The organism is Desulfatiglans anilini DSM 4660, assembly GCF_000422285.1.
Classification (GTDB): Bacteria; Desulfobacterota; DSM-4660; order Desulfatiglandales; family Desulfatiglandaceae; genus Desulfatiglans; species Desulfatiglans anilini.
The window spans coordinates 52,941-64,180 of record NZ_AULM01000001.1; the positions used below are offsets into that span (position 1 = coordinate 52,941).

Consider the following 11,240-nt stretch of genomic DNA (forward strand, 5'->3'; position numbering starts at 1 on the left):
CTGTTTTGAACAAAAAGTAACCCTCCCTTTTCTATAGAAGAATTTCGGGCAAACGTGGTAACTGGCCGGTTCACAAGGGGAAATCTGGTTTTATGATAATTATGTAAAATCAATCTGTTAGCGTATTGTTCAGGTTTGTTGATCCAATTTTTCACATTCTAGAACTCTTTTTTGCTTTGGTTTTCTTTGTTTTTCTTCGAATTTCTTTTTTTACGGTTCGCGAATCTGGACGTATGTCCAAGGACCTGGGCAAATGGTAGCCTGGTCTCGAAAAGCTGAAGGAGAATCCTGGCTCAGGGCGGTTGTAGTCGCGCGGGCTCCCTTTTGAGGCCGCCATTTCACCGCTGGGGAGGCTCCCGCCTTCGTGAAGAGAGAAGGGTGAAGATGGCGGTGCTGATGTTGGAGTCAAAGGGAGCGGACATCGGCAATCCATGATCGGGTGGGGAGCCAGGCTTTCATTCATTCATTCATTAGGTTGAAATGAAAATCAAAAATGGTTCTAAAATTTTTTCGCACTTTGTTTCCAGGATGTTATATTCAGGATTCATCGGAAAACGGTCTTTTTTGCCGATCGTGCCGCTGATCTACGTTTTTGATTGTGTGCGGGCTACACGCGGCCTATGCAGAAGCGTTGGCTTTCCTCGATATGGGCTGAATCGGGACCCGCCTCGCAGGGGTGCGGCCGAGCACCCGAAGGTTGTGAGGAAAATCTGTTGTTTCGATTTGGAAACGGGCATATAGCGAAGAGACGGCTTGGACGATCAGACGGCTCCTGGCGGAAGGATTCGTCGGCAGGGCGTGAGCGGCGTCTCATGAGTTCTGCCGGCTTGACGGATCTGCCAGCGCGCTGCACGGATGCCGGCGGGCGGAGAAGGCCTCCGAGGTCTTCCTCTTTCGATATCGGAATACGGTCGTACTTCCTGCAGAACGATGAGCGGGTGCATGCGGTTTGCTGGCTAGAGGCGGGTATTCTTTGTTTTAGGTCCAGTTCCTGGACTGAAGGACAGACGGTGTGAATGGAGGCTAAGCATAAGAATATGCAGAAGATACGAGTGGCCTTACTGGCTGGGGGGTGGTCAAGGGAGCGGGAAGTGTCGATGGCGAGCGGTGACGCGGTTTATGAGGCGTTTGACAAGGGCAAATATGACGTCGAAAGGATCGACCCCGCCCGGAATCTGCAGACCCTGGTTGGCGGCCCCGGTAATTTCGATGTTGTATTCAGTGTGCTGCACGGGAAGAGGGGCGAGGATGGTTGCATGCAGGGGCTTGTGGAGATCCTCGGTATTCCCATGGTGGGATCAGGCGTTCTAGGCAGCGCCGTTTCGATGAATAAACAGATTGCCAAGGATGTCTATTGCCGGGCGGGATTGAAGGTTGCGCCATATAGCGTTCTCTCGAAGGACGGACCAGTCAAAGTCGGGGAACTTATCGAAAAGCTTGGGCTGCCCCTGGTTGTGAAACCCGTCGAGGAAGGGTCGAGCATCGGGATGTCATTGTGCCGGGACGAAAAAGAAGTCCTGAAAGGGATAGAGCTTGCCTTCGAGCATGGAGAGGAGATCATGGTGGAGGTCTTCCTGGACGGGCGCGAGATCACGTGTTGCGTAATCGGAGGCCAATCGCTCGAGACGCTGCCGTTGATCGAGATCTTCTCGAGATCCGGTGCCGGATTTTTCGACTATGCCGCCAAATACTCACCCGGCGGAGCCGCAGAAATCTGTCCGGCCGTTCTTGCGGACAGCACAGCCGAACGGCTTTCTGTTGCGGCGAAAACCGCGCATCGGGCGCTTCACTGCGGCGTGTGGAGCCGGACCGATATGATCCTCCAGGGAGACGACATCTTTGTTCTCGAAACAAACACCTTGCCAGGCATGACCCGAAGAAGCCTTTTTCCTTTAGCGGCCCGGACAGCCGGATTGAATTTGAGCGATTTGCTGGACAGACTTGTGCGGGTTGCCCTTGAATCAGCAGATGCGGGGGAGTTGTTGGCCGCTCAGCATGGGTAGGATACGAGTGCCTCCAACCCGGGTCTGCAGGAGAACCTTGCCGGGCAATTCATCCGTCACCTCCCCGATCAACCGGGCGTCGCGGCTCTCGGGAACCAGACGGAGGGATGCGAGGGCGGCATCGGCGGCATCGGGTGCCGTGATGACAAGGGCGATGCCTTCATTTGCGGCATAGAGCGGATCGATCCCTAGGATTTCAGCGGCTGAAAGGACGCCCGATTTAAAAGGGAGTGCGTCCTCGTGCAGCCGGATGCCGGCAGCAGAGCGCTGTGCGATCTCATTCAGGGCCGTCGCGACACCGCCGCGGGTCGGATCGCGCAGCACATGGAGCTGTGGGCCGAGAGGGGAGAGGGCCTCCACCAGCTTGTTGAGGGGAGCGGAATCGCTCCTGAGCGGTGTCTGGAGGCGAAGCCCTTCGCGCTGCGTCAGGATAGTGAGCCCGTGATCCCCGATGGAACCGCTTACGAGGACACAGTCCCCGGGTCGGGCGTTTTCCACGCCGACATGGATGCCGGGGGGGATCAAGCCCAGACCGGCGGTGTTGATGAAAATCTTGTCTGCGTGACCTCTGGGCACCACTTTCGTATCGCCGGCGACGATCTTGACCCCCGCGAGGTCGGCGGTCGCCGCAATGCTTTCGAGGATTGCCGAAAGCTGTTCCATGGGAAGACCTTCCTCGAGGATGAAAGCCAGCGTAAGAAAAAGCGGCCGGGCCCCTTGCATAGACAGGTCATTCACGGTTCCGTTGACCGATAATGAGCCGATGTCCCCCCCCGGGAAAAAGATCGGATCGACCACATAGGAATCGGTCGTAAAAGCCCATCTTTCGCCTTCGATGATCAGCTCCGCGCTGTCATCCATTTTTTCCAGAAAAGGATTGGACAAAAATTTCAGGACGAATTCCTTGACAAAGCGTTGTGAGGCCTCTCCGCCGCTTCCGTGGTCGAGCAGAATATGATGATTCGATCCCATGCGTTTCTCCGTCGCGATAGAGGGGGGCGCCGGCGATGGTGAGAGCCGGTCTGGGGGTGCAGGGCCGCTTTGAATACGTTTCCGTCCTGCGGGGGGGCGGCCTTTAAACGGTTTGCTCGTTGGGGCAACCCTTCCACATTTGGAACGATCACAGCAACTCTTGGATATTTATGATAAATAATCTGGTCTCCCGGCTTCTAATATAGGGCGTGCAACCGGGTTGAGGATGGGTGATAAGACCTCCTTCCGAGAATAGTGCACGATACGCGCCATCCCTGCTGCATGTCAAGGAACAAGGCTGCGGGAACCAAGGTTTTCCGCCGTTTACCGCTCCGTTCCACTTTGGTGTTAACAACGCCGGGGGCGGTTGTTTCACGTGAAACCGGCTTTGGTCTTTTCAAGGAATTCGGTTTGTGTTATCAAACAATAAAGCCTCGAATCCGGCCATGAGACACTCACATTTTTCCCTCTGGTTGGAGGAGGCCGGGATCGAGTGATGCTGTGCAGAAAGGTAGGCGGACATGGGAGTGGTCATTGCCATTGTCAACCAGAAGGGCGGGGTAGGAAAGACGACCACGGCCGTCAACCTTTCCGCGTCCCTGGCTGCAGTCGACAAAACGTGCCTTCTGATCGACTGCGATCCGCAGGGGAATGCCACCACCGGACTGGGATTCGACAGAAGGCAGATGGGAAAGGGGCTTTACGATCTCCTCACCGAGGCGGGGAGTACGGAGGGTGTCGTCACGGCCACCGGAATGCCGAAGCTCCATCTGATGGCGGCCACCAGCCTTCTCATCGGCGCCGAGGTCGAGATCGCTGGGATGCCCGATAAGGAATACCGCCTGCGGGAGAGGCTTTCCCTGGTCCGTGGGGGCTTCGATTATATCTTTCTCGACTGCCCGCCGTCACTGGGGTATTTGACCGTCAATGCCTTGACCGCCGCCGATGCGGTGCTGGTCCCGTTGCAGTGCGAATATTATGCCCTCGAAGGACTTTCCCAGCTTCTGCACACCATCCGAGCCGTGAAACAGACGCTGAATCCCACCCTTGCGATCGCCGGGATCTTGTTGACCATGTACGATCAGCGCAATAACCTTTCCCAGCAGGTCGCCGGGGAGGTCAGAGAGCATTTCGGGGGGAGCGTCCTGCAGACCGTCATTCCCCGCAACGTCCGTTTGAGTGAGGCCCCGAGCCACGGCAAGCCTATTCTCCTGTATGATATCCGCTGCAAAGGTGCCCAGAGCTATCTCGAACTTGCAAAGGAACTGATCCAGAAAGGAATCGGCGACAATGGTAAAAAGAAAGGCGCTCGGTAAGGGATTGGCGGCCCTCATACCGGAGGCCGAGAACCTCGAAGGCGGGCGAGGGCAGCACTTTTTTCTGTGCCCGATTGCCGCTATCGAGCCGAGCCCCTATCAGCCACGCCAGGCATTTTCCGAACCCGAACTCCAGTCCATGGCCGAATCCGTGCGCGAAAATGGGATCTTGACACCCCTGCTGGTGACAAAAACAGATCAGGGTTATCAATTGATTGCCGGCGAGAGACGATGGCGGGCGGCGCAACGAGCGGGGCTCGACCGGGTGCCGGTTGTCATCCGGGACGTCAGCGGGGCCGAGGCCCTGCAGCTCGCCCTGATCGAAAACATCCACCGCAAGGACCTGAATGCCATCGAAGAGGCCCTGGCCTGCAAACGCCTGCTCGAAGAGACAGGGCTTACCCAGGAAGCTCTAGCCAAGCGGCTGGGGAAGGATAGGACCTCGATCACGAACCTGCTGCGGCTTCTCAACCTGCCGCAGTCCATTCAGAGGAACGTCATCGATGGCTCACTTTCGATGGGGCATGCCCGGGTCCTGGCCGGGATCAAAGACCCCGCACGCCAGCTTGCGCTGAGAGATCGGGTGATCCAGAAGGGTCTTTCCGTCCGGCAGCTCGAAGACATGGCGAAGACGGGAAAGAAGCGCCCGGCCTTGGGCATTCGCGATCCTTACCTGAGTGCCTTGTCGGAGGATCTGAGGCGCTCCCTCGGAACGCAGGTCGAGATCAGAAGGCGGGGGAAAAAGGGGCGGATCGTGATCCATTTCCACTCCGATGAGGAACTCGACCGTTTGCTACAGCAGTTCGCCTGAGATCTTTTGCCCCCATTTCGGCTCACGGCCGCGGATCAGCCTCAGGATGTTCTGGCGATGTCGAAAGAAGATCAAAGCCGCGCCAATGACGGCTCCGAGCACGACCGAGAGGTGAAAATCCTGCAGATGGAGGGTGATAGGTACGGAAGCGGCGGCAGCCAGAGAGCCGAGCGAGATGTATCTCCATTTCAGGACCAGAACCACGAAGATTCCGAGGCCTGTCAAGCAGGCAACCGGAGAGAGGGCCAGAAAGACCCCAAGGGCGGTTGCTACGCCTTTACCCCCGGCGAACCGTTGAAATACGGAAAACTGATGCCCCAGAAGGGCTGCCAGGCCAACGGTGATGCCGGCATACACCGCCGCGTCCCCCGAAACCAGCCGCTGTGCCGCGGCCACGGGAAGAAACCCTTTGAGCATATCGAGGACAAGCGTCAAGAGCCCCCATCCAATTCCCAATTGACGGGCGACGTTGGTTGCGCCGATGTTCCCGCTGCCTGCATTCCGCACATCGATATGGCCGGCGAAGTAACCGACTAGACGGCCGAATGGAATGGAACCGAGAAGAAAAGCGCCGATACCGAGGAACAACAGGGTGCCCATGAATTCTGATCCCCTCCGAGGTTGAAGGGCGGGTTCGGGTGTTTGCCGCAGTACAGACGGAAAAAACCGCATTCAGATCAAGCCTTCCCCCTTGTAAATCACGCCAGATTGTAATACAGGGTAACTCAGGTTATTGTCAATGCGTCCCACGCCATTTTCCTCAGGAAAGGTTGCGCCATGAAGATCATGGTCATCGATGGGCAAGGAGGCGGAATCGGTGCCGCCATCATCAAGGGCATACGGGAGAATTTGGGGGATGCGCTGGAGATTCTCGCCCTGGGCACCAATTCGATCGCTACATCCAGAATGATGAAAGCGGGTGCCAATCGGGGAGGAACGGGCGAAAACGCGATTGTCTCAAGCAGCCGAAAGGCCGACATCATTGCAGGACCGCTGGGCATTCTGATTACAGACGCCATGATGGGTGAGGTGACTGCCGCCATTGCGGCGGCTGTCGGTTCATGCAGCGCCAGAAAGATACTGATTCCTTTGACCCAGGAACCCGTCAAGGTGGTGGGCGTATCCGGAGATCCTCTCCCTCATCTGGTCCTGAAGGTCGTGGAGATGATACGGGAGGTGCAGTCAGATGTGTGAATCCAAGGCATACCTGTTCGAATCAGGCCGGGAGAACCTGGTGCTCGAAAGCGTCGATTTGTTGGAAGAGAAGCCGGAGGGGGTGCGGATCGTCAATCTCTTTGGCGAGGAGCGCCTCCTGAAGGCGCGTGTCAAGACCCTTTCGCTCGTCGATCACAAGATCATTCTCGAGCCCCTTTCATGACGCGTTGAATGAAGCAGCTGCAGGCCCGGGCCTGCGCAAGACCGGGCGTTTCGTGCGCGGGGAGGCGCTGGGTCCGCGCCGCCGATAGACAGGTATGGGGCTACGGGCAGCCCCCTATCGGGCAATGCCCGCTGCATCGGCCATAGCCTTTGGCAGGTTCAAATAGAAGATCCCCTCGACCCGCTTTCCGCGGCGGAGGCATCCGTTCCCGTAGATCGTGCATTTTCTGGCCATTTCCGTCCATGCCTCCGCCTTCCGGCCGGGGTCGAGGACCCCGCTTCGCAGGATCTTGGCAAGGGCCACGATGCGGAAGCGGTCCATGCCGCGAAAGCGGGCGGAGAGCTGGTCGGGATGGCCGCCGTAACGCACGGTCAACTTCTGCGGTATGAAATGAACCGGCCAGCGAGCACTGATCCGGAGCCAGAGATCATAGTCCTCGCAGGCCGGCAATCCTTCATCGAAAAATCCCACCTGTTCGAACAATGTCCGTTTTACCATAACAGCAGATGGACTTACCAGGCAGCGCTCGAGGGAAGGCTTGAAGATATCCCCGTCCGGCTTCAAATGCTTTTTTTTCGGATTGACGCGGCGTCCGTTTCTGATCCAGATCTCATCCGTCTGGCTGATGAGCTCAGAAGGTCTTTGCAGCATGAAGGCCGCTTGGACGGCCAGTTTTTGCGGGAGCCAGCAGTCATCGGAATCGAGGAATGCGATGTAGGATCCTCTGGCATACCGGATGCCCGTGTTGCGTGCCGCTGAAACGCCGCGGTTCCGATGGTGGGTGAGGAGCGTCAGGCGATGCCTGAAAGACGCGAGAAGTTTCGGGGTTTCGTCCGATGAGCCGTCGTCCACAACGAGCAGTTCAACGGGGTGATCGGTTTTCTGGCCGAGCACCGATGCAACAGCCCGCTCCAGGACCGCCGCCCGGTTGTAGGTAGGGATGATGACACTCAGGACCATCATCGGAAGAGATAGGCGCAGAAGGCGATGATCCCGGCAAGAAAGAAGTTGCTTTCGACCAGGGCCTCCATGATCAGAGCCGAGCGGATCCAGCGTTTTTCGAAAGCTGCGAGGCACAAAATCATTCCGCCGACGGGGATCAGCATCCAGAAGGCGAAGGCACCCGCCCAGCCAGCGATGGCACTGACCACAAGAAAAACACCCAGAAAGCCGAGCACGACCCGCAGCAGGAGGGTCGCCTGCTTTTGACCGATGGTCAGGGGCAGGGTTTCCTTCCCGACGATCAGGTCTCCCTGCAGATGAAGCAGATCGAAGAGCCCGGACCTGCCGTAGCTCAGCAGCAGGACGAAGACCATGGACACTGCAACCGCCGAGTATGGGCCCGGATCGGTCGAAAAAAGCGGCAGGATGTTGATCACTGCCACCCGTGCGAAGGCGTCGGCTAGGCTGCGCGAACCGGGGATATCCTTGATCCGGAAATAGGTCCGCCTGCTCCGAAGCCGGTCGGGAAAGATCGGTAGGCTGTAGATGAGGCCGATGACGATAAACGCCGCCAGGGCCAGAAACGTCGGGAGGCCCCGTGTGAGGGCCAGCAGGAGCGCGGCGGCAGCGGCGGCGACCCCGCTGCCGAGGAGCACCCCTCGGTGTGTGGTCAAAAACTCGGCCCCCTCTGGATCGTTGTAGACGCCGGCGCCCTTGTCGACGATGCGATTCAGTCCGTGCACGGCATAGAGATACAGCATGGCGATGAATGGGAAAACGATCTCCGGGGGTGGACCCGCCAGGAAACCTGCCGCGTAGGCGAAGCAAAACGCCCCGCCGGCAACGAGGCCGCTGGCGAGGACGAGGGATTCGAAGACCTTGCGGCACCCATTCAGGAGGCTGGACTCGCCTTGCCCGCGCACCCTCTCGATGGTCCGCACGACATTCTGTATCATCCAGTTAGGGGTTGAAGCGCCTGCGGTGACGCCGATGCAGCTCATCGGTTCGAGCGCCTTGAGATCGAGGTCTTTTTCGGTTTCCACATGAAAGGTCTTCAGGCCTGATTCACGGGCCACCTCGGCTAGCCGCTGGGTGTTCCCGCTGTGATACCCCCCGACGACGACCATGGCATCCACCTGGTCTTTGAAGGAGCGCACCTCCTTCTGGCGGAGGTGGGTCGCGTTGCAGATCGTGTCGAAGACGAGCAGATTCGGAAACCTCGCTTTCAGGGCGGCCACCACATCACCGAAAACCGCGTCGTTCTGAGTGGTCTGCGCGACGACGAAAGGTTTTTGGAGGTCGGGAAGCTCGGCAACCTGGGAGGCCACCTGGATGACCCAAGGAGGCGTGACGCTGTAGCCCATCAAGCCGATGACTTCGGCGTGGTCCGAATCACCGACGATGATGCATTCATGCCCCTTGCGGGTATGCAGGCGTATAAGACTTTGAACCCGCGCCACCTTCGGGCAGGTGGCGTCCAGGATCTCCATCCCGGTCTCTTTGAGCCTTGCCCTTTCTGCGGGCGGGATCCCGTGGGCCCGGATGACGATCCGTCCGCCGCTGAGACCCTCGAGATCTTTTAAAACGGTGACGGACTTGGTTTTCAAGAGATCGAGAACCTGGGTGTTGTGGATCAGGGGTCCGTAGGTGTAAAGCGGCCGGTCGTCCTTCTGATTGGCTGCGGTCAGGACGAGCTCCATGGCGCGCCTGACGCCCATGCAGAAACCCGCTGTTCTCGCAAGCTTGACCTTCAATGCGCCGCTCCTGCCGCCGTCAGCTTGTCCAGGAAGAGGTCCAGGGCGTCCATCAGGCTCGAGGTATCCGTGATGGAGGTGATGGCGCCCCGGAAGCGGCTGCTGAACGGCAGGCTTTTTGTATACCAGAGAAGCAGCCCCCGCATGCGGCGGGCCGCGCGGGTGCCCCCTTCAAGTTTGCTGAGGAGTTCAAAGTGCGTCAAAATCGCCTCCCGGCGCTCATCGAGGCCCGGAGCGGTCGCGGCGAGCCCGGCGCCGAGTGCGCGCACCTGTCCGAAAATCCATGGGTTTCCAATGGCCGCGCGTCCGATCATGACCCCATCGCAGCCGGTTTTTTCCATCATGGCGATGGCGTGAATCGGCTCCGTGATGTCTCCGTTGCCGATGACCGGGATGTGAAGGCGGGCCTTGACTTCTCCGATGACATCCCAATCCGCATTCCCGCAAAAGCCTTGCGAAACCGATCGACCGTGCACCGTCACGGCGTCGACGCCGCATCCCTCGGCGATGCGGGCAAGGTCGAGCACCTCACGGGAGCGGTGCGACCAACCTGTACGCATCTTCACCGTGAGCGGCACCGGGCAGCACCGCCGAACACGCGCAAGAATCCGTTCGAAGAGCGCAGGTTCCTTCAACAGCGCTCCCCCCGCTCCGGTTTTGACGACCTTCCGGACCGGGCAGCCGGCGTTGATATCCAGGACGGCCGCTCCTGACCCGACCGCGATCCGGGCGGCTTCTTCCATAACGGCAGGGTCGGCCCCGAAGATCTGAACGGCCAAAGGAGCTTCTTCATCGAGGGTTCTCATGTAGGAGAAGGTCTTTTTCTGCCCCTGGATCAGCCCATGGGCGCTTACCATCTCTGAAGTCACCATCGCCGCGCCGTGGCGCCGGGCGAGGATACGGAAGGCGAGGTCGCTGATGCCGGCGAGGGGGGCCATGACAACGCAAGACTCAAGCAAAAGGGACCCGAGTCGGAACCCTTTCACGATGCCTGTCCGCTGCAGTCCCTGTGCCTGCTGCAAATGGGTTTGTAGCACTGGCGTCATATTCGTTTAACCAAGATGTCCTTCAGGCGCAGGCCTCTGGCCGGGTGAGGAGTTCCCGCAGGAAACGCACCCAATTTCCGCCCATGATCTGTTCAACCTCCGTGGCAGTGTAGCCATGGGAGGCCATTATCCGGGCCAGGCGCTCCAAGTGCCCGATATGTTCCATTCCTTGACAGAAATTGTCGAAACCAAAAAAATCGGATCCCAGGGCGACTCCGTCGGGCCCGAAGGTCTGCACCAGCAGGTCCACATGCCTGAAGATGTCTTCCAATCCACAGGGTCGTGAAGCGGTGAGCATTTCCGGGTTGAAGGTCACGCCGACCACACCGCCCCGGATCATGATCTCCCGGGCCTGGTCCAGGTCGAGATTTCTTCTGAGAGGGCAGAGGTCCCTGATGCCGGTATGGGAGTCGACCAACGGTCCATCGAAAGACCCGACGAGCTCCCAGAAGCAACGCGGATGCAAATGCGCGACATCTACGGCGAGGCCCAGGCGTTTGATCTCGTCGAGAACCCCGTGTCCGACACCCGTCAACCCCGAAGCGGTTTCGATGCCGTTTCCCTGGGCCAGGCGGTTCGATCCGGCATGCGTCAATCCGACCAGAAGCACGCCATTGTACCGGAGACGAGTCAGGCGGGCCGGATCATCGGCAAGGGCGTCCGCGTTTTCCAGAATAAGAAACGTTCCCAGCACGCCTTCGGCCGTTTGCAGGGCCTCGAGATCTTTGCGGGCTTTGAGGATGCTTAATCCCTGCAGCCTTTCGAGCGTCAAGGCGAGGAGATGGTCCAGATGCACCCCGGCTGAGCCTGGGCCGTTGAATGCATCCTCGCAATAAAGCGCGGTGCCGAAGAGGCGGACACCCCCTTCGGCGGCCCGCTGGACTGTGAAAGGGCCTTCGGAGAGACAGGCGAACGGAAGGCCGCAGCCTTCCCGCATCATGTAATAGGGCCAGTCAGTGTGGCCGTCGACCCGGAGGCCTTTTTGAATCAAGAATCAGACCCTCCCTGCGCCGTCCCG

11 protein-coding genes are annotated in these 11,240 nt (G+C 58.8%); 5 read left to right on the forward strand and 6 right to left on the reverse strand.

All coding sequences use genetic code 11. The features are described from left to right. Positions 1-1,037: 1,037 nt before the first annotated feature. Positions 1,038-2,003, forward strand: coding sequence for a D-alanine--D-alanine ligase family protein (locus H567_RS22230; RefSeq protein WP_051184393.1), 966 nt, complete (start codon positions 1,038-1,040; stop codon positions 2,001-2,003). On the opposite strand, the gene hypE is transcribed toward H567_RS22230, so the two are convergent. Continuing rightward, positions 1,962-2,975 carry a hydrogenase expression/formation protein HypE gene (gene hypE, locus H567_RS0100230; protein ID WP_028319840.1) on the reverse strand — a complete coding sequence of 338 codons (1,014 nt, stop codon included), beginning with the start codon at positions 2,973-2,975 and terminating at the stop codon, positions 1,962-1,964. The genes H567_RS22230 and hypE overlap by 42 nt on opposite strands. Positions 2,976-3,496: 521 nt before the next feature. Between hypE and H567_RS0100235 the strand changes: the two genes are divergently transcribed. Beyond that, positions 3,497-4,291 carry a ParA family protein gene (locus H567_RS0100235; RefSeq protein WP_028319841.1) on the forward strand — a complete coding sequence of 265 codons (795 nt, stop codon included), beginning with the start codon at positions 3,497-3,499 and terminating at the stop codon, positions 4,289-4,291. Further along, entirely contained in the window at positions 4,266-5,102 is an 837-nt protein-coding gene (locus tag H567_RS0100240) for a ParB/RepB/Spo0J family partition protein (RefSeq protein ID WP_028319842.1), read from the forward strand. Before H567_RS0100235 ends, H567_RS0100240 begins: the two co-directional genes overlap by 26 nt. Here H567_RS0100240 and plsY read toward each other — a convergent pair. Then, positions 5,085-5,702: a glycerol-3-phosphate 1-O-acyltransferase PlsY gene (gene plsY / locus H567_RS0100245; protein WP_028319843.1), complete on the reverse strand. Its 618-nt coding sequence runs from the start codon at positions 5,700-5,702 to the stop codon at positions 5,085-5,087. The two genes, H567_RS0100240 and plsY, sit on opposite strands and share 18 nt — an antisense overlap. Positions 5,703-5,879: 177 nt before the next feature. Between plsY and H567_RS0100250 the strand changes: the two genes are divergently transcribed. Both H567_RS0100250 and H567_RS0100255 read left to right on the forward strand, forming a co-directional pair. Next, positions 5,880-6,296, forward strand: a complete 417-nt coding sequence (locus H567_RS0100250) for a DUF3842 family protein (protein WP_028319844.1) — start codon at positions 5,880-5,882, stop codon at positions 6,294-6,296. Beyond that, positions 6,289-6,480, forward strand: coding sequence for a CooT family nickel-binding protein (locus tag H567_RS0100255; RefSeq protein ID WP_028319845.1), 192 nt, complete (start codon positions 6,289-6,291; stop codon positions 6,478-6,480). Before H567_RS0100250 ends, H567_RS0100255 begins: the two co-directional genes overlap by 8 nt. 114 nt (positions 6,481-6,594) lie before the next feature. Here H567_RS0100255 and H567_RS0100260 read toward each other — a convergent pair whose 3' ends face one another. The 4 genes from H567_RS0100260 to H567_RS22235 all read right to left on the reverse strand — a co-directional run bounded on the left by H567_RS0100260 (position 6,595) and on the right by H567_RS22235 (position 11,213). Continuing rightward, positions 6,595-7,443, reverse strand: coding sequence for a glycosyltransferase family 2 protein (locus H567_RS0100260; RefSeq protein WP_028319846.1), 849 nt, complete (start codon positions 7,441-7,443; stop codon positions 6,595-6,597). After that, positions 7,440-9,176, reverse strand: a complete 1,737-nt coding sequence (gene ispH / locus H567_RS0100265; protein WP_028319847.1) for a 4-hydroxy-3-methylbut-2-enyl diphosphate reductase — start codon at positions 9,174-9,176, stop codon at positions 7,440-7,442. The genes H567_RS0100260 and ispH overlap by 4 nt, the downstream gene beginning before the upstream one ends. Next, a complete protein-coding gene (gene dusB, locus H567_RS0100270) occupies positions 9,173-10,162 on the reverse strand; it encodes a tRNA dihydrouridine synthase DusB (RefSeq protein ID WP_353743092.1) in 990 nt (329 codons plus the stop codon). Before dusB ends, ispH begins: the two co-directional genes overlap by 4 nt. Positions 10,163-10,244: 82 nt before the next feature. Then, positions 10,245-11,213, reverse strand: a complete 969-nt coding sequence (locus H567_RS22235; RefSeq protein WP_051184334.1) for a dipeptidase — start codon at positions 11,211-11,213, stop codon at positions 10,245-10,247. Between the last annotated feature and the right edge of the window lie 27 nt (positions 11,214-11,240).

Excerpts from the sequence above, each read along its gene's own strand:
- H567_RS22230 (WP_051184393.1), top strand. The coding sequence starts at position 1,038 with ATGCAGAAGATACGAGTGGCCTTACTGGCTGGGGGGTGGTCAAGGGAG.
- hypE (WP_028319840.1), bottom strand. The coding sequence starts at position 2,975 with ATGGGATCGAATCATCATATTCTGCTCGACCACGGAAGCGGCGGAGAG.
- H567_RS0100235 (WP_028319841.1), top strand. The coding sequence starts at position 3,497 with ATGGGAGTGGTCATTGCCATTGTCAACCAGAAGGGCGGGGTAGGAAAG.
- H567_RS0100240 (WP_028319842.1), top strand. The coding sequence starts at position 4,266 with ATGGTAAAAAGAAAGGCGCTCGGTAAGGGATTGGCGGCCCTCATACCG.
- plsY (WP_028319843.1), bottom strand. The coding sequence starts at position 5,702 with ATGGGCACCCTGTTGTTCCTCGGTATCGGCGCTTTTCTTCTCGGTTCC.
- H567_RS0100250 (WP_028319844.1), top strand. The coding sequence starts at position 5,880 with ATGAAGATCATGGTCATCGATGGGCAAGGAGGCGGAATCGGTGCCGCC.
- H567_RS0100255 (WP_028319845.1), top strand. The coding sequence starts at position 6,289 with ATGTGTGAATCCAAGGCATACCTGTTCGAATCAGGCCGGGAGAACCTG.
- H567_RS0100260 (WP_028319846.1), bottom strand. The coding sequence starts at position 7,443 with ATGATGGTCCTGAGTGTCATCATCCCTACCTACAACCGGGCGGCGGTC.